This is a genomic window from Micromonospora halotolerans (assembly GCF_032108445.1).
Lineage (GTDB): Bacteria > Actinomycetota > Actinomycetes > Mycobacteriales > Micromonosporaceae > Micromonospora > Micromonospora halotolerans.
In genome coordinates this window covers 2,898,058-2,914,846 of sequence record NZ_CP134876.1, presented here as the reverse complement: position 1 = coordinate 2,914,846, position 16,789 = coordinate 2,898,058, and the positions used below count along the sequence as shown (strand labels likewise).

At 75.2% G+C, this 16,789-nt stretch carries 16 protein-coding genes; 9 read left to right on the top strand and 7 right to left on the bottom strand.

Translation table 11 applies throughout. From position 1 onward, the window contains the following. Window positions 1-85 precede the first annotated feature (85 nt). From RMN56_RS13860 to RMN56_RS13845, 4 genes are all read right to left on the bottom strand, one after another. Window positions 86-505 (bottom strand): DUF3263 domain-containing protein, encoded by a 420-nt coding sequence (locus RMN56_RS13860; protein WP_313724181.1) that lies wholly within the window; start codon window positions 503-505, stop codon window positions 86-88. Between the two features lie 100 nt (window positions 506-605). Beyond that, a complete protein-coding gene (locus RMN56_RS13855; protein ID WP_313724180.1) occupies window positions 606-1,622 on the bottom strand; it encodes an ABC transporter permease subunit in 1,017 nt (338 codons plus the stop codon). Beyond that, the gene (locus RMN56_RS13850; protein WP_313724179.1) at window positions 1,619-2,626 is read right to left on the bottom strand and encodes an ATP-binding cassette domain-containing protein; all 1,008 of its coding nucleotides are present in this window, start codon (window positions 2,624-2,626) and stop codon (window positions 1,619-1,621) included. Before RMN56_RS13850 ends, RMN56_RS13855 begins: the two co-directional genes overlap by 4 nt. 121 nt (window positions 2,627-2,747) lie before the next feature. Next, complete coding sequence (locus tag RMN56_RS13845; RefSeq protein WP_154228936.1) at window positions 2,748-3,533, bottom strand: DeoR/GlpR family DNA-binding transcription regulator; 786 nt, start codon at window positions 3,531-3,533, stop codon at window positions 2,748-2,750. 198 nt (window positions 3,534-3,731) lie between these two features. Here RMN56_RS13845 and RMN56_RS13840 point away from each other — a divergent pair, with 198 nt between their 5' ends. From RMN56_RS13840 to nagA, 3 genes are read left to right on the top strand one after another with little or no spacing between them, the layout of a single operon-like run. Further along, a complete protein-coding gene (locus RMN56_RS13840) occupies window positions 3,732-4,661 on the top strand; it encodes an SIS domain-containing protein (RefSeq protein WP_313724178.1) in 930 nt (309 codons plus the stop codon). Beyond that, window positions 4,658-5,590, top strand: coding sequence for an ROK family protein (locus RMN56_RS13835; RefSeq protein WP_313724177.1), 933 nt, complete (start codon window positions 4,658-4,660; stop codon window positions 5,588-5,590). The genes RMN56_RS13840 and RMN56_RS13835 overlap by 4 nt, the downstream gene beginning before the upstream one ends. Then, window positions 5,587-6,696, top strand: a complete 1,110-nt coding sequence (gene nagA, locus RMN56_RS13830; RefSeq protein WP_313724176.1) for an N-acetylglucosamine-6-phosphate deacetylase — start codon at window positions 5,587-5,589, stop codon at window positions 6,694-6,696. Before RMN56_RS13835 ends, nagA begins: the two co-directional genes overlap by 4 nt. 13 nt (window positions 6,697-6,709) lie before the next feature. Here nagA and RMN56_RS13825 read toward each other — a convergent pair whose 3' ends face one another. Beyond that, window positions 6,710-7,921 (bottom strand): DUF4032 domain-containing protein, encoded by a 1,212-nt coding sequence (locus RMN56_RS13825; RefSeq protein ID WP_313724175.1) that lies wholly within the window; start codon window positions 7,919-7,921, stop codon window positions 6,710-6,712. A gap of 111 nt (window positions 7,922-8,032) precedes the next feature. Between RMN56_RS13825 and RMN56_RS13820 the strand changes: the two genes are divergently transcribed. Continuing rightward, window positions 8,033-8,794 carry a phosphatase PAP2 family protein gene (locus RMN56_RS13820; protein WP_313724174.1) on the top strand — a complete coding sequence of 254 codons (762 nt, stop codon included), beginning with the start codon at window positions 8,033-8,035 and terminating at the stop codon, window positions 8,792-8,794. Window positions 8,795-8,803: 9 nt separating this feature from the next. Beyond that, window positions 8,804-10,045, top strand: coding sequence for an APC family permease (locus RMN56_RS13815; RefSeq protein ID WP_313724173.1), 1,242 nt, complete (start codon window positions 8,804-8,806; stop codon window positions 10,043-10,045). A gap of 6 nt (window positions 10,046-10,051) precedes the next feature. On the opposite strand, the gene RMN56_RS13810 is transcribed toward RMN56_RS13815, so the two are convergent. After that, window positions 10,052-11,782: a potassium channel protein gene (locus RMN56_RS13810; protein WP_313724740.1), complete on the bottom strand. Its 1,731-nt coding sequence runs from the start codon at window positions 11,780-11,782 to the stop codon at window positions 10,052-10,054. A gap of 141 nt (window positions 11,783-11,923) precedes the next feature. Here RMN56_RS13810 and RMN56_RS13805 point away from each other — a divergent pair, with 141 nt between their 5' ends. The 4 genes from RMN56_RS13805 to RMN56_RS13790 all read left to right on the top strand — a co-directional run bounded on the left by RMN56_RS13805 (window position 11,924) and on the right by RMN56_RS13790 (window position 15,857). After that, window positions 11,924-12,415: an MSMEG_6728 family protein gene (locus tag RMN56_RS13805; protein WP_313724172.1), complete on the top strand. Its 492-nt coding sequence runs from the start codon at window positions 11,924-11,926 to the stop codon at window positions 12,413-12,415. 39 nt (window positions 12,416-12,454) lie between these two features. Continuing rightward, window positions 12,455-13,990, top strand: a complete 1,536-nt coding sequence (locus RMN56_RS13800) for an FAD-dependent oxidoreductase (RefSeq protein ID WP_313724171.1) — start codon at window positions 12,455-12,457, stop codon at window positions 13,988-13,990. 68 nt (window positions 13,991-14,058) lie between these two features. Continuing rightward, window positions 14,059-15,201, top strand: coding sequence for a hypothetical protein (locus RMN56_RS13795; protein ID WP_313724170.1), 1,143 nt, complete (start codon window positions 14,059-14,061; stop codon window positions 15,199-15,201). A gap of 215 nt (window positions 15,202-15,416) precedes the next feature. Continuing rightward, entirely contained in the window at window positions 15,417-15,857 is a 441-nt protein-coding gene (locus RMN56_RS13790) for an HNH endonuclease (protein ID WP_313724169.1), read from the top strand. Between the two features lie 77 nt (window positions 15,858-15,934). Here RMN56_RS13790 and RMN56_RS13785 read toward each other — a convergent pair whose 3' ends face one another. After that, window positions 15,935-16,702 (bottom strand): enoyl-CoA hydratase/isomerase family protein, encoded by a 768-nt coding sequence (locus tag RMN56_RS13785; protein WP_313724168.1) that lies wholly within the window; start codon window positions 16,700-16,702, stop codon window positions 15,935-15,937. Window positions 16,703-16,789: the final 87 nt, after the last annotated feature.

Sequence of the window (16,789 nt, the reverse complement as noted above, 5' to 3'; positions counted from 1 at the left end):
TCTGCTCCCTCCGTCGCCGCCCGCCGCCTACCCGGAGCGCCGGAGGCCATGCCGGCGCGGGCGGACCCGAGGGTGTGCGGGCGGTTCAGCGCCGCCTGTTCCGGGCCCGGGACGAGCGGAGCCGGCGCAGCCGGCCGACCAGCACCGGCTCGGCCGCGAGCGCGGCGGGCTGATCGAGCAGCGCGTTGAGCAGTTGGTAGTAGCGCGTCGCGGAGAGCCCGAAGGTGTCCCGGATGGCCTGTTCCTTGGCGCCCGCGTACTTCCACCACTGCTGCTCGAAGGCGAGGATCCGCCGCTCCCGCTCGGTCAGCCCGTCGGCCTCGCCGGGCGCCTCCGGGGCGGGAGCCGGACCCGCCGGCCCGTCGTCCGGCGGCGCGGCCTCGACCGCGGGGGCGGAGCGGGGTGGCGGGACGGTGACGCCGGCCTCCCGGCGCGCGACGTCGGTGGTCCCGGACGGCTCGGGCCGGTCGTCGGTGACGGCCCGCTCCGTGGCGTCGGCGGGCATGGCGCTCCTCAGCAGGACGGGGCGACCGGCGCGACGACGCCGGCCGGGGGACCCCAGCCTAACCAGGGTCCGCCCGGCCCGCATCGCACGCGAGGTCCGGTCAGGCGATGTCCCGCCGGCGCATCGACCAGAACGCGCCGATCAGCACCGCGGCGGCGCCCACCCCGAACACCAGTGCCGACTGCTGCCACGTGACCACCAGCTTGGCCGGTTCGCACGCACCCTTGGCGAACTGGCAGGTGTCGTAGTCGAAGAGCTCCGCCTGCTTCATGAACCACGACTGGGCGTACGTGGAGAGGACGTACCGGTCGCCGAACGGGACGGAGAGCACGTTCACCGCGATCCGGATGCCGATCTCGCTGATCGCGAAGACCGCCACGGCCGCGCCGAGCGCCATCGCGGTGTGCCGCCCCAGCGAGGCCAGCGCGAAGGCCACCGCACCCACGAGCAGGATGAGCCCGACCGCCCGCAGGCCGTCGAGGCCGACGGACTGCCACACCCCGGCGGTCACCTTGGCGGTGGTCCCCCGGTAGCGGCCGATGAGCCAGAAGGCGACCGTCCAGAAGGCACCGAGCACCAGGCTCACCCCGAGCACGGTGGTGAGCAGCGCGGCCAGCTTGGTGCCCAGCACGGCGAGCCGCTTCGGCCGCCAGAGCAGCAGGTTCATCATTCCGCCGGTGCTCCACTCGGCCCCCACGTACGAGGCGCCGACGATGAACGCGAAGAGCGCCACCGCCCCGGCGAAGACCGCGATGAACGTGGGGAACTCGGCCCGGAAGTCGAACTGGTAGGGCAGGTTCCACTTCGGGTCGAACATCTCCGGCTGCGGCTGCCAGTCCCGGCCGCAGTTCGGGCCGTACCGCTCGTCGGTGTCCTGGTCGCCGCGGGCCTTGGCGGCGTCGCAGTCGGCGACGGTCCGCTTCCAGTCCGCCACCGCCCGCTGGTACTGCGCCTCGGACTCGGCCTGGGCGGCCGCGACCGTCTCCTTGGAGAGCTGGTGGCTGGAGAAGCTGAAGGCGGTGGCCACCGTGGCCAGCCCGAGCAGCAGCAGGACCAGCAGCAGCCGGGTGAGCCGGCGCTTGCTGAGCCGGCGCAGTTCGGTCATGTAGAGGCTCATGCGCCCCAACCTCCTCCGGTGACGCCGCTGCCCGGCTCACCGACCTTCGTGGACTGGTCGACCTGCCGGTGCTGGCCGGGGACCGGCGCGGTGGCGGTCAGTTCGAGGAAGACGCTCTCCAGGTCCACCGCGACGGGGGTCAGCTCGCTGACGTAGAGGCCCTGCTCGGCGAGGACGCGGCTGACCGAGGCCGGCTTGTCGACACCGGCCAGCATGAGGTGGTCGGGCTCGGCGGCGACGCGGATCCCGGCCCGGGTCAGGGTCTCGGCCGCCTGCGGCAGGTCGGTCACCGCCTCCAGGCGGACCCGCACCGCGCCCTGCGAGTGCGCGGCGAGCACCTCGTCGACCGGCCCGAACGCGACCCGCCGGCCCAGCGAGATGATGGTGACCGAGTCGCAGATGAGCTGGATCTCGCCGAGGATGTGGCTGGAGAGCACCACGGTCATCCCGGCGCCGGCGAGGTCCCGCATGAGACCGCGCATCTCCCGGATGCCGCCCGGGTCGAGGCCGTTGGCCGGCTCGTCCAGGATCAGCAGCTTCGGGTTCTTCAGCAGCGCGGAGGCGACGGCGAGCCGCTGCTTCATGCCGAGCGAGTAGGTCTTCACCCGCTCACCCGCCCGATCGCGCAGCCCGACCAGCTCCAGCACCTCGTCGACCCGCTGCCGGGGCAGCTCACCGGCCTGGGCGAGCAGCCCGAGGGTGTCCCGGGCGGAGAAGTGCGGGAAGAACTGCGGGCTCTCCACGATGGCGCCGACCTGGCCGGCGACCGCGGGCAGCGCCGGCGGCACCTCCTGGCCGAGGATGGCCATCCGGCCACCGTTGGGCCGGATCAGGCCGAGCAGCGTGCGCAGCGTGGTGGTCTTGCCCGAGCCGTTGGGGCCGAGGAAGCCGTGCACCTGGCCGGCCTCGACCCGCATGTCGAAGCCGTCGAGCGCGTGGCGGACCCCGCGTTTCCGGCTCCGGTACGTCTTGCGGAGACCTTCGATCTCCAGGACAGCCGACAAAGCTGACCTCCCCCGATAAGTAGGTGTCAGCTCGACACCATACGCGGTATGCAGCCGGAGACAATACCCGGTATGCATCGGGGTTTCCCCGGATCCGGGTCAGGCGCGCCGACGAGTCCGGTCAGGCGCAGACGACGTGCACGCCCGCGTCGCGGAACGCCTGCACCACGGCGGGGGACGCACCGGAGTCGGTCACCAGCGTCTCCACCCGGTCCACCGGGCAGATCCGGGCGAACGCGTGTCCGCCCAGCTTGGACGAGTCGGCGATGACCACGACCCGCTTGGCCCGGGCCACCATGAGGCTGTTCATGGCCGCCTCGCCCTCGTGGTGGGCGGCCGCGCCGAGCTGCGGGTCGATGGCGTCCACGCCGAGCAGCGCCACATCCAGGGTGACCTCGCGCAGCAGCGCCCCGCCCAGCGGGCCGACCAGCTCGAACGACTTGGGCCGCACCACGCCGCCGGCCACCACCACCTTCATCCGCGAGCGCACCAGCAGCTCGTTGGCGATGTTCAGGGCGTTGGTGACCACGGTGAGCTGGGCGCCCTCGGCGCTGGTGTTGAGGTCGGGGCGGACGGCCAGCGCCCGGGCCACCTCGGTGCTGGTCGTGCCCCCGTTCAGACCGACCACCGTGCCCGGGGAGACCAGCGCGGCGGCGGCCGCCCCGATCCGCTGCTTCTCGGCCGAGTGCTTGGCCGTCTTGTAGCGCAGCGGCAGGTCGTAGGAGACGCCGTTCGCGACGGCGCCGCCCCGCGTCCGCGTGATCATCTGCTGCTGGGCGAGCTGGTCGAAGTCACGCCGGATGGTGGCCTGGGAGACGTCCAGGCGCCCGGCCGCCTCCTCGACGCTGACCCGGCCGCTGTCGGTCAGCATCTCGAGCAGCGCGTTCCATCGGGCGTAGCGGTCCACGCGGGGCCTCCACTGACTCTGCACGAACGGTGATTGATTGCGTGCACAGTAGTGCGCGAAACTGGCGGGGCGCAAAACCCTGTCCTGCGCGATGTGGGAGGCGGTTGCCACGGCCGACCGGAATCGCGCAGAATGACGCGCGAAAGACGGCCATATCGCGCCGTATTGCGCAAGGTCTCCCCCTGGCGAGGAGTGGTGATGGCGTACGTGCACGCGGAGATCGCGAGCCAGCCCGACTGCTGGCGGGAGGCGGCGCGACTCGCCCCGACCGTCGCCGACCGCCTGCCGCGCCCCGGCGAGCGGGTCGCCGTCGTCGGGTGCGGCACGTCGTGGTTCATGGCGGCCGCGTACGCCGGCCTGCGCGAGGGCGCCGGCCAGGGCGAGACCGACGCCTTCCAGGCCAGCGAGTTCCCCACCGGCCGCCGCTACGACCGGGTCATCGCGATCACCCGCTCCGGCACCACCACCGAGGTGCTCGACCTGCTCGCCGCGCTGCGCGGGCAGCTGCCCACCACGGTCCTGGTCGGCGACCCGGCCGCACCGGCCGTCGAGCTGGCCGACGCGGCGGTGCCCCTGCCCTTCGCCGACGAGCGCTCGGTGGTGCAGACCCGCTTCGCCACCACCGCGCTCGCGCTGCTCCGCGCCCACCTCGGCGAGGACCTGGGCCGGCTCGCCGCCGACGCCGAGGTGGCCGTCCGGGCCCCGCTGCCGATCGACCCGGCCACCATCGACCAGGTCACCTTCCTCGGCCGCGGCTGGACGGTCGGGCTGGCCGAGGAGGCCGCGCTGAAGTGCCGCGAGGCGGCCACCTTCTGGGCCGAGGCGTACCCGGCCATGGACTACCGGCACGGCCCCATCTCGATCGCCGCCCCGGGGCGGCTGGTCTGGGCGTTCGGCGGGATCCCGGAGGGCCTCCCCGAGGACGTGGCGGCGACCGGCGCCACCTTCGTGCACAGCCGCACGCACGGCTGCCACACCGTGCTGACGAGTTGGGCGGCCGGCCGCAACCCGGTCGACCCGATGGCCGACCTGATCCTCGCCCAGCGCTTCGCCGTCGCCCTCGCCACCAGCCGCGGCCTCGACCCCGACGCGCCGCGACACCTGACCCGGTCCGTGGTGCTGGCGTGACACCAGGCGACGATGTCGTCGTCGCGCTGGACGTGGGCGGCACCGGAATGAAATGCGCCCTGGTCCGGCCGGACGGCACGACCGCGCACGCCGAACGGCACGCCACCGACGCGGCGCGCGGCCCGGAGGCGGTGGTCGGCACGATCCTCGACGTGGCCGAGGGACTCGCCGGCAAGGCCCGCGCCGACGGCCTCACCCCGGTGGCATGCGGCATCGCCGTGCCCGGCGTGGTCGACGAGGCCCGCGGGGTGGCGGTCTGGTCGGCGAACGTGGGCTTCCGCGACGTACCCCTGCGGGAGCTGGCGCGGACGCGGCTCGGCCTGCCCACGGCGCTCGGCCACGACGTGCGGGTGGGCGGCCTGGCCGAGGCGCGGCTCGGCGCCGGGCGGGACGCCGGCCACGTGCTCTTCGTCGCCATCGGCACCGGCATCGCCGCCGCCCACGTGGTCGACGGGTCGGCCGCGGTCGGCGCGCACGGCGCCGCCGGGGAGATCGGCCACATCCTGGTACGCCCGGACGGCCCGCGCTGCGGCTGCGGCCGCCCCGGCTGCCTGGAGGCGGTGGCGTCGGCCTCGGCCATCGGCCGGCGGTACGCCGAGCTGGCCGGCAGCCCGGCCACCGCCGCCGAGGTGGCCGACCGGGCGGCGGCCGGTGAGCCGCTGGCCGGCCGGGTCTGGCGGGAGGCGGTCGAGGCGCTCGCCGACGGCCTGGCCACCGGCCAGGCACTCTTCGACGTGGCGACCATCGTGATCGGCGGCGGGCTGGCCCAGGCCGGCCCCGGACTGTTCGACCCGCTGCGCACGGCGTTGCGCGAACGCCTTACCTTCCACCGGGAGCCGCGCCTGGTCGCCGCGGCCCTCGGCGACGAGGCCGGCTGCCTCGGCGCCGCCCTGCTGGCCCTGGACACCCTGGCGAAGGAGAGCCGATGACCCTGCGCGTGACCGGCAAGGTGGTGACCCCGAACGGCGTGATCCGGCAGGGTTGCGTGGAGATCGCCGACGACCGGATCCGGGCCGTCGCCGAGTACCCGACGGTGCGCGACGGGCACTGGATCGTGCCGGGCTTCGTGGACATGCACACCCACGGCGGGGGCGGGCACACCTTCACGACGGGCGACGCGGAGTCGGCCCGGCAGGCCGCCGACTTCCACCTCGGGCACGGCACCACCACGCTGCTGGCCAGCCTGGTCAGCTCCCCGTTCCCGCTGATGCGCGACGCCACCGCCGCCTACCGGCCGCTCGTCGAGTCCGGGGTGCTGGCCGGCGTCCACTTCGAAGGCCCGTACCTGTCCGCGGCCCGGTGCGGGGCGCAGAACCCGGAGTTCCTCCGCGACCCGTCCACCGAGGAGCTGGCCGAGCTGATCGAGCTGGGCGGCGGCGCGGTCCGGATGGTCACCCTGGCCCCCGAGCGCGACGGCGCGCTGGAGGCGATCAAGCTGCTGGTCGGGCGGGGCGTGGTGGCGGCCGTCGGGCACACCGACGCCACCTGGGAGCAGACCCGGGCGGCCGTGGCGGCGGGCGCGAGCGTCGGCACCCACCTGTTCAACGGGATGCGCCCGGTGCACCACCGCGAGCCCGGTCCGGTGGTGGCCCTGCTGGACGCCCCGAACGTGGTCTGCGAGCTGGTCGCCGACGGGGTGCACCTGCACGACGGCATGCTCGGCTTCGCCACCTCGCTGGCCGGCGCGGAGCGGGCCGCCCTGATCACCGACGCGATGGCCGCCGCCGGCATGCCCGACGGCGAGTACGAGCTGGGCGGCCAGGCCGTCACGGTGGCCGACGGGGTGGCCCGGCTCAGCCGGGACGGCGCGATCGCCGGCAGCACGCTGACCATGGACGCCGCGCTGCGGCACGCCGTCGCCGCGGGGATCGCCCTGCCGGACGCCTGCCGGATGGTCGCCACCACGCCGGCCCGGGCCATCGGGCTGGGCGACCGGGTGGGCGCGCTCCAGACCGGCCTCCGGGCCGACCTGGTCGTCCTCGACGACGACCTCAACGTGGTCCGGGTGATGCGCGCCGGCGCCTGGGTGGAGTGACGCGGCGGGCTGATCAGCCGACGGCGGGCACCTCGACGCCGAGCACCGCCTGCTCGTCCGGGCGGTGCACCAGCACGTCGGCCAGGTAGGACTGCACCGCCTGGCGCATCCCGACGTCCCGGCCGGCCCGTTCGGAGAGCAGCCACTTGTGCTCGATGATCTGGGCGAACAGCTCCTGCGGCTCCAGCTTGCGGCGCAGGTGCGCGGGCACCGCCCGGACCACCGGCTCGAACACCTCGGTCAGCCAGCGGTGCGCGGCCTGCTGCTCGTCGGTCAGGTCGCTCTCCACCCGGTACGCGTCCAGGTCGTTGAGGAGCTTGCGGGCCTGGTTCTCCTCGGCGTCCAGGCCGGTGAGCCGGAGCAGCCGCCGGGTGTGGTAGCCGGCGTCGACGACCTTGGGCCGGACCAGGTAGCGCCCGTTGTCGACGGTCGACATGGCCACCTCGGCGACGTCGAAGCCCAGTTCGTTGAGGCGGCGGATCCGGCCCTCGATGTCGTGCCGGGCCTCCCGCTCGATCTGCTGCTCGTAGGTGATCTCGTGCCAGAGCCGCTCGTAGCGCTGCACGACCTGCTCGCAGACTTCCTCCGGGTCGATCGACTCGTGCAGCAGGCCGGCGGCCTGGAGGTCCAGCGCCTCGCCGAAGATGTTGACCCGGGCGATCTCCAGGTCCTCGCCGCGCTGCCCGTTCGAGAGCGAGGGGTGCAGGGCGCCGGTCTCCGCGTCGACCAGGTAGGCGGCGAAGGCGCCCGCGTCCCGGCGGAACAGCGTGTTGGACAGCGAGCAGTCGCCCCAGAAGAAGCCGGTCAGGTGCATCCGGACCAGCAGCACCGCCAGCGCGTCGAGCAGCCGGTTCATGGTCTCCGGCCGCAGCGTGCGGGAGAACAGCGCCCGGTAGGGCAGGGAGAACTGGAGGTGCCGGGTGATCAGCACCGGGTCGAGCGGCTCCCCGTCGTCGGTCTGCCGGTCGGCCACGATCGCGATCGCCTCGACCGACGGGAAGTCGATCCGCTCCAGCGCCCGGAGCAGGTCGTACTCCCGTTCGGCGACCCGCTCGCCGGTCTCCTTGACCGCGTAGACGTAGCCGCCGAGCCGGACGAAGCGCACGATGTGCCGCGAGATGCCCTGGGGCAGCGCCACCAGGTGTTCGGCAGGCCACTCCTCCAGCGGGGTCGACCAGGGGAGGTCGAGCAGCGCCGGGTCGACGAGGGCCGAGGTGATCCGCACGGGGACAAGTGTGACCGGTGACCCCCGGGCAGCGCTTCCCTTCGTGGTTGGGCCCACAGCCGCCGATGCCCGCGCCGGTCCGGCGCCGCGGGCGACCGGTAGCGTGGTCGCGTGCGGGAGACCACAGGGGTACGCCGAAGGCCGGGCCTCCGGCCCGTCCGGCCGGCCGGCTGGTGGTTCGACGGGCTGCTGCTCGCCGCACTGGTGGCGCTGACCGTGGCACTGGCCAGCGGCCATCTCCTCGGACTGGACCGGGCCGTCGCCGACTGGGCGGACTCGCACCGGCCCGCCGCCGCGTTCTGGGTGGCCCGGGTGCTCAACTTCCTGGGCCAGGGCACCCCGCTGACCCTGCTGGCCGCGGGGGTGGGCGTGGTGGTGGGGCTCCGGCTCCGCTCGGTACGCCCGATCCTGCCGCCGATCGTCGCCTTCCTGCTCACCAACCTGACCATCGGGCCGCTGAAGCTCTCGACCGACCGGGCGGCGCCGAGCGCCAGCGTCAAGCCGCCCTATCTGCCCGAGGCGGACACGGTCCGGCTCTTCCACACCGACGGCGTCTACGGAATGTCGTACCCGTCGGGGCACGTGGCCAACGCGATCGTCTGGTACGGCGTGCTCGCCATGCTGCTCCCGGCGCTGCTGGGCACCGTCGGCCGGACCGTCCCGCCCCGGCTGGTCACCGTGGTCCGGGTGCTGCCGCCGCTGATCGTGCTCTCCACCACCACGTACCTGGGCTGGCACTGGCTGACCGACTCGGTCGCGGGGCTGCTGCTCGGCCTGCTGCTGGACCGGTTGCTGCACCGGGTGCCCTGGGACGACCTGTGGTTGCCCGGCCCGCTGCGCAACCGGGACCGGCCGTTCACCTCCACCGCCTAGCCTGCACTCGTGGCTGAACTGGCGCGCCGGCTGGGCGTACGCGACGCGGTCGTCATCGGGCTGGGGTCGATGCTCGGTGCGGGTGTCTTCGTGGTCTTCGCCCCCGCCGCGGCGGCGGCCGGCGGTGCCGGCCTGCTGGTCGCGCTGGCCCTCGCGGGCTTCATCGCCTTCTGCAACGCGACCAGCTCGGCCCGGCTCGCGGCCCGTTACCCGGAGTCCGGCGGCACCTACGTCTACGGCCGGGAGCGGCTGCACCCGTTCGCCGGGTTCATCGCCGGCTGGGGGTTCGTGATCGGCAAGACAGCGAGCTGCGCGGCCATGGCGTTGACCATCGGGGCGTACCTCTGGCCGGAGCGGGCGCGGCTCGTGGCCGTCCTCGCGGTGGTGGCGGTGACCGCCGTGAACCTGCGCGGGGTGGGAAAGACCGCAACGGCCACCCGGGTGCTGGTCGGCGTGGTCCTCACCGTGCTCGCCGTGGTGGCGGTGACCGGCGCGCCGCACGTCGCGCCCGACCGGCTGGCCGGTTTCGCCGACCTCGGCGTCCGGGGCGTGCTCACCGCCGCCGGCCTGCTGTTCTTCGCCTTCGCCGGGTACGCCCGGATCGCCACCCTCGGTGAGGAGGTCCGCGACCCGGCACGCACCATCCCGCGCGCGGTGCCGCTGGCGCTCGGCGTGGTGCTGGCCGTCTACCTGGTGCTGGCCGTGGTGGCCCTCGGGGTGCTGGGCCAGCAGCGGCTGGCCGCCTCCACCGCGCCGCTGGCCGAGGTGGTGACCGCGGCCGGGCTGCCCGGCCTGGCCTGGCTGGTCCGGGCCGGTGCCACCGTGGCGGTGACCGGGGTGCTGCTCTCCCTGCTCGCCGGGGTGGGGCGGACCACACTGGCGATGGCCCGCCGCCGGGACCTGCCGGGCGCGCTCGCCGCCGTGCACCCGAGGTACCGGGTGCCGCACCGCGCCGAGCTGGCGGTGGCCGCCGTGGTGATCGTCGTGGTGTCCCTGGCCGACGTGCGGGGCGCGATCGGCTTCTCCAGCTGCACGGTGCTGGTCTACTACGCGATCGCCAACGCCTCGGCGCTCACCCTGGGCCGGGACCCGGCCCGGAAGCTGCCGGTGCAGCTGCTCGCCGCGCTGGGGCTGGTCGGCTGCCTGCTGCTCGCCGTCAACCTGCCGCCGGCCAGCACACTCGCCGGCTTCGGTGTGCTCGCCCTCGGTGCCGCCTGGTACGCCCTCCGCCACGCCACCCGCGCGGCCTGAATCCGGTCAGTCGTCCGGCTGGCGGGCGGCCGGCGCGCCCGCCGGTGCGGGCGGCGGCGCCGGGGTGGTCTCCCGGAGCAGGGCGGTCAGCCCGGCCCGCCGGGCCACCACGGTCAGCCGGTCGCCCGCGTGGATCACCATCCGCGGGTCGGCCGACCACTCCGTCTTCTGCCCGGCCCGGGTGTGGGCCAGCAGGCGCACCTCGCCGGGGCGGGCCACCGCGGCGAGCGGCCGGCCGTCGAGCGGGGAGCCGGCCACCACCGGCACCTCGGTGACCAGCAGCGCGTGCCGGTCGACCGGGATGGTGGCGATCACCGCGCGGTCCAGCATGGCCGCCGCGAACGCCGGAGCGGCCAGGTACGACACGCTGCGCGAGATGCCGATGCCGAACGCCTGCTGGATCCGCTCGGCGAAGTCGCCGTCGAAGAGGCGCAGCACCACCCGCAGGTCGGGGTCGAGCGAGCGGGCGTTGAGCGCGGCGCGGAGGTTGACCCCGTCGTCGGTGGAGACGACCACGAGCGCCTGACTGGTGTCGACGGAGGCGGCGCGCAGGGTCTCCTCCTGCCCGGCGTCCCCGACGATCAGCGGCACGCCCAGCCGGTGCGCCAGCGGCGCGCCACGCGCCTCCGGGTTCTTGTCGATGGCCACCACCTCGACGCCGAAGTCCTGCAGCTGGGCCATCACCCGGGTGCCGATGTTGCCCAGCCCGACCACCACCACGTGCCCGGAGCGGTCGGGTTGGATCCGGCCGGCGTGCAGGGCGAGCCGGGCGTTGACGATGCCGTCGACCACGGCGGCCGTGATCAGCGGGATCAGCGCCAGCCCGGCCAGGTTGAGCACCACCTGCATGATCTGGGCGGCCAGCGGCTTGTTGACGTCCGGGTCCTGCCCGCTCAGGGTGGTGACCAGCGTCAGGTAGAGCGCCTCGGACCAGGTCACGTCGGCCGCCCGGGCGTTGAGCCAGCCGAGTACGGCGATCACCGCCAGCAGCACCAGCACGGCCAGGCCGATCTTGCGGGTGGCGAAGCTGCGGAGCGCGCGGAGCAGCACCACGACCGGCTGCCGGCGACGGCGGGCCCGGACCAGCCGGCGGGCGGCCAGCTCGGTGCCGGGCGGCCGGCCGGTCGCCTCGGCCAGCACCACGTCGGCGGAGGCCTCGTCGGCGGGCAGCACCCGGACCAGCTCCGGGTCGCCGGTGACGGCCAGCCCGCTGACCACGTCCTGCGGGCGTACGTCGGCGCGGCGGGCCACGTAGAGGGTGCGGCCGGCGTGCCGGAAGTGGGTGGGGGCCAGCTCGCCGAGGGCGGCGGCCACGAACGCCGGGGCGGAGATCGACGCGTCGGAGAGCACCGCCGAATCGGGAAAGAGCTGCCGCACGCCGTTGGCCAGGCTGGTGTTGAACATCCGGACCACGAGGCGCAGCCGGGGCTCGACCTCCTGGGCGCAGAGCGCGGCGTGCATGTTGCCCACGTCGTCCTGGTGCAGCAGGGCCAGCCCGTCCGCCCCGGCCAGCCCGGCCCGGCGGAAGGTGGCCTCGTCGAGCCGGTCGGCCCGCACGACCTGGACGCCCGGGAGGTCCCGCCCGTCCGGCCCGTCGGAGCGGCGGCGCTCGGGCACCACCAGGGTCACCCGGACCCGGCCGGCGGGCGGGTCGGTGGCGAGCAGCGACCGGACCACCCAGTAGGCCAGCGGGTCCGAGCCGCAGACCACGTAGTGCGGACGGGCGTCGCCGTTCATCTTGAGCCGCCATCCGGTCGCCCGGCGCGCGCGGTCGCGGAGGGGCTCGGCCATGCCCGGATGGTAGTCAGTCGCTCGCAGCGCGCGCAGCCCCCTCGATCATGAACGCATGCCGCCCGCCAGTACGGGTAGAGCACCGGCATGCAGACGTTCCTGCCGTATCCGGACTTCCTGGCCAGCGCCCGGACGCTGGACCAGAAGCGGCTGGGCAAGCAGCGGGTGGAGACCATCCAGGTGCTGCGCGGGCTGACCCGGCCGGACTACGGCTGGCGCAACCACCCGGCGGTGAAGATGTGGGCCGGGTACGAGGAGGCGCTGACCCGGTACGGCCTGGACATGTGCGCGGTGTGGTGCGAGCCGGGCCGGGCGGACACCTGCGCGGCCACCATGGCCACCGACCTCGCCACCGCCTGCGGCATCGCGCTCATCCGCACCCAGTCCGAGCTGGCCGAGGCCGGCGAGCTGCCGCCCTGGCTCGGCCGGGAGGACCTGCACCTCAGCCACCGGTCGTCGCTGCTGCGCAAGGACCCGGGGCACTACGGCCCGCAGTTCGACGACGTCCCGCCCGACCTGGAGTACGTCTGGCCCGCCTCGGACCGGCCGCGCCGCTGTCTGCTGCCGCCGGCGGCGTGACCCGGCAGACTGGGGGCTCCCGTCGGGTCGGAGGCGCGCATGGCAGTGTCGCGAGTGGTCGGTCGGCTCATCGGCGTACGACGGCACCTGGTGGACCCCGGCGGCGGTGGCGCCCCGCGCGTGCCGCGGCCGGCGCGGGCCGTGGTGGTCGGCGGCGGCATCGCCGGCATGTCGGCGGCGGTGGTGCTGGCCGAGCGCGGCGTCGAGGTGACCGTGCTGGAGGCGGCGCCGCACCTGGGCGGCCGGCTCGGCGCCTGGCCGGAGGAGCTGCCGGACGGCGCCCAGCGCAACGAGCACGGCTTCCACGCCTTCTTCCGGCAGTACTGGAACTGGCGGAACATCCTGCGCCGCGCCGACCCCACCCTGGGCTTCCTCAGGCCGGTGTCCGGCTACCCGATCCTCTCCGCCGAGTGGCCGGCCGAGGAGTTCGGCAAGCTGCCGCCCGCGCCGCCGGCCAACCTGCTCGCCCTGCTGCTGCGCAGCCCGAGCCTGCGCCTGGCCGACCTGCGGGGCATGGACCGGGACGCCGCGCTGCCGCTGCTCACCTACGACCCGGTGCGCACGTACGCCGAGTTCGACACCCGGACCGCCGACGACCTGCTCACCTCGCTGCGACTGCCGGACCGGGCCCGGGCCATGCTCTTCGAGGTCTTCTCGCACTCGTTCTTCAACCACGAGGCGGAGATGTCGGCCGCCGAGATGATCGCCCAGTTCCACTTCTACCTGCTCGGCAACCCGGAGGGGCTGGCCTTCGACTGCCCGGACCGGGACTACGCGACCGCGATCTGGGAGCCGCTCACCCGGCACGTCGAGCAGCACGGCGCCCACGTACGCACCGGCACGGCCGCCGCGCGGCTGGACCGGACGCCGGACGGCTGGCGGGTGACCACCGCCTGCGGTGACACCCACGAGGCCGGGCACGTGGTGCTGGCCGTCGACCCGCCCGCGCTCGCCGCGCTGGTCAACGCCTCGCCCGGGCTGCTCGCGGCGGCGCCCGAGCTGGTGGCGCGGATGCCCGCGTTCGGCCGGCCCGGCCCCCCGTACGCGGTGGCGCGCTACTGGATGGACGGCGACGTGCGCCCGGACCGGGCGGTGTTCAGCGGGGTGTCCCGGCAGCCCACCCTGGACTCGGTGACCCTCTACCACCGGCTGGAGGACGAGCCGCGGCGCTGGGCGGAGCGGACCGGCGGCGCGGTGGTCGAGCTGCACGCGTACGCCTGCGAGCCGGACGTGCCGGCCGGGGAGCTGGCCGAGCGCATGCGGGCCGAGTTGATCGCGCTCTGGCCGGAGGCCGCCGGGCTGCGGGCGCGCGAGCTGCGCGCCCGGGTCGAGGCGCAGGCCCCCGCGTTCACCCCGGGCAGCCACGCCCGACGGCCGGGGGTACGCACCGACGCGGCCGGCCTCTACCTGGCCGGCGACGGGATCCGGACCGACTTCCCGAGCGCGCTCATGGAACGGTCGGCGGCCACCGGGATCGTGGCCGCCAACCACATCCTGCGGGCGGAGGGTGCGGCGGCCGAGCCGGTGCACTCGGTCCGCCCGCGCGGCCTGCTGGCCGGCCGGCGCCGAACCTGAAACCGGTCATAAGCCGCCAAAAGCTGCACTAGGCTCGGCTGACTCCGACGGCACGGGAGGTCGGGAGGGTGAGCACCGCGCTGCGGGTGGACGGCGAGCGGGACGACGCGTACGGGCTGCTCCGCGACGAGCGGGCGTGCGTCGTCACGGCGCTGCGGCTGGGCTGGTCGATGGCGGACACGTACCACCACGCGCAGACCGCCGACCTGGTCGACAGCGTGGACCGGCCCGTGACCGCCCCGCCGAAGCTCTCCAACGTCACCGAGATGCCGGGGCGGCTCCGGCTCCGCATGAACCTCGACGGGGTGGAGGTGGCGCTGGCCCAGATCGCCGCGCTCACCGCGCCGGGCCGGCCACTGCCCGCCACCGCCGCCGCCCGGGCGGCCACCGGCGGGGACCGGGAACCGCTGCTGCTCGCCCTCGACGAGCTGAACGTGGACGTGCTGCGCTGGACGATGGCGACCAACCACCGGGTGGGGCTGGCGTACCGGCTCGGCCGGTCGCTCGCCGACACGGTCCGCCACGGCGACGCCGACCAGCTGGTCGGACGGTTCGGCGGGCGGCAGATCCAGATCAGCCGGTGGCTGGACGAGCTGGCCACCGTGCTGCCCCCGTACTCGGCGGCGGTCGTGCGCCACTCGCTGGCCGCGTGGGCGGCGGCGGTCACCCGGGCGGCGGTCGGCGATCCGGGCGAGGCCGGGCTCGCGGAGCTGGCCCGCGAGCTGCGCAACCAGGGTGAGCTGTGGCGGGGCGTGCTCACCGGCGGCCTGCACCCGCGCGACCTGCTGGACGAGGAGAACTGGGCCGTGGTGGCTCGGAACCTCATCATCCGGGACCGCAGGCTGGTGGTGCAGGCGGCCCGGGGCATCTTCTGGCCGGTGCTCGTACCCCTGCTGCTGGTGCTGCTCGCGGTGGTCGGAGTGAGCGCCGCCGCGGCGGCTGGCTCCCCCACCACCCGGGCGGCGGTGGCCCTGGTCGGCCTGGGCGCCGGCCTCACCGCGATCTGGCGGTCGGTCTCCACGCCGGCGCTGTCGGTGGCCGCCGAGGTGAACGGGCCGCTGCTGGAGAGCGAGCTGGTGGTGCAGATGGCCGCCCGGGTCGACCGGCCCCTCGCCGCGGCCCGGGCGGCCGGCCGGGCCGGCCGGCAGCGGCCCCCGTCCGACGGCGGATCGAAATACGTTGCCCGCCTTTCCGGCGTGGATCTACCGTGAGCGCGCAAGGTCAACCACCGCTCCGGGAGCCGTCGATGTCGCTGCGACACGCCACCACGATGCCGTCGTGGCTGCTCAGCGACGGCTGCCGAGCCGAAGGTCCCCCGGCCGGGTGGCCCGACTGACGCGTCCGCGCGTCCCCGTCGTCGCCGCCCGTCCGCCACGGACCGGGCGGCTTTTTGCTGCCGTACCACCGATCGTGAAAGGAGAGCCCGGTGGACGCCGTCCTCGTCATCAACGCCGACCTCGGCCCGCTGCACCGGGTCACCGTCCAGCACGCGATCCGGATGCTCTGCCGGCGGGTCGCCGAGATCCACGAGGCCGAGCCGGACCAGGTGATCGGCGTCTTCCCGATGCCGCGGGTGGTCCGCCTCGTCCGGTACGTGGTGACCCGCTGGCGGTTCAGCGCCGGCCCGGCCTGGTCCCGGGGCGGGGTCCTGCGCCGCGACGGCCGGCGGTGCGCCTACTGCGACGGCCCGGCCAGCACCATCGACCACATCCTGCCCCGCTCGCGCGGTGGCCGGAACACCTGGGGGAACACCACCGCCGCCTGCTACGGGTGCAACCAGCGCAAGGGCGACCGGACCCCGGCCGAGGCGGGCATGCCGCTGCGGCGGGAGCCGGTGACGCCGAGCTGGGCCTCGCTGGCGCGGTGACGAACGGCCGGCGGGCACAGGGGGTCGCGTCGGAGGTACGCCTCCGGCGCGGCGCCCGCCGGTCCCACCGGTGACGGTCAGCCGGCGGCCGGCGGGGTCCAGCCGAAGCGCGGCGACCGGCGGCCGTTGACCGCCGCGATCCCCTCGCGGGCCTCGCCGCTCTCCCGCACCTGCGCGTGCCACCAGGCGATGCGATCGTCGTCGGCGCGCCCGTCGACGATCTCCTTGGCCGCCGCCACGGTGAGCCGGGACCGCTCGGCGATGGTGGCGGTCAGCGCCGCCACCCGCGCCGCGAGCCCGTCGGCCGGCAGCACCTCGTCGACCAGCCCGATCCGCAGCGCCCGCTCGGCGTCGACCAGCTCGCTGGTGAACAGCAGGTGCTTGGCCGCGGACGGCCCGACCAGCCGGGCCAGCCGCCGGGTGGTCGGCGCGGGATAGACCAGCCCCAGCCGCGCCGGGGGTACGCCGAACCGGGCGTCCACCGCGGCGAGGCGCAGGTCGCAGGCGACGGCGAGCTGGCAGCCGCCGCCCACGCAGGCCCCCTCGATCGCGGCCACGGTGGGCCGGCCGAACGCGACCAGCCGCTCCTCGGCGGCCACCGCGATGCTGCCGTCCCCCGCCTCCAGCAGCTCGTCCAGGTCGCCCAGGTCGGCGCCGGCGCAGAACGTGCCGCCCGCGCCGGTGAGCACCAGCGCGCGCACCGCCGGATCCGCCTCCAGGCCGTCGAGCAGCACCGGGAGCTGCCGCCACATGGCCGGCGTCAGGGCGTTGCGACGGGCCGGGTTCCGGATCACCACGGTCGCCACCGGTCCGCTCACCGTGACGGTCAGCTCCGCGTCCGACATGTCTCCCCCTCGCGCCGCCGGTTCTCCGGCGACCGTAACGGGGGGCCCGGCGACCACCCGCGTGGGTGGCCGCCGGGCCCGGGGTCG

What these genes read in the sequence shown, in the direction of transcription:
- RMN56_RS13860 (WP_313724181.1), bottom strand. Translation starts at nt 505, where the DNA reads ATGCCCGCCGACGCCACGGAGCGGGCCGTCACCGACGACCGGCCCGAG.
- RMN56_RS13855 (WP_313724180.1), bottom strand. Translation starts at nt 1,622, where the DNA reads ATGAGCCTCTACATGACCGAACTGCGCCGGCTCAGCAAGCGCCGGCTC.
- RMN56_RS13840 (WP_313724178.1), top strand. Translation starts at nt 3,732, where the DNA reads ATGGCGTACGTGCACGCGGAGATCGCGAGCCAGCCCGACTGCTGGCGG.
- nagA (WP_313724176.1), top strand. Translation starts at nt 5,587, where the DNA reads ATGACCCTGCGCGTGACCGGCAAGGTGGTGACCCCGAACGGCGTGATC.
- RMN56_RS13810 (WP_313724740.1), bottom strand. Translation starts at nt 11,782, where the DNA reads ATGAACGGCGACGCCCGTCCGCACTACGTGGTCTGCGGCTCGGACCCG.
- RMN56_RS13805 (WP_313724172.1), top strand. Translation starts at nt 11,924, where the DNA reads ATGCAGACGTTCCTGCCGTATCCGGACTTCCTGGCCAGCGCCCGGACG.
- RMN56_RS13800 (WP_313724171.1), top strand. Translation starts at nt 12,455, where the DNA reads ATGGCAGTGTCGCGAGTGGTCGGTCGGCTCATCGGCGTACGACGGCAC.
- RMN56_RS13785 (WP_313724168.1), bottom strand. Translation starts at nt 16,702, where the DNA reads ATGTCGGACGCGGAGCTGACCGTCACGGTGAGCGGACCGGTGGCGACC.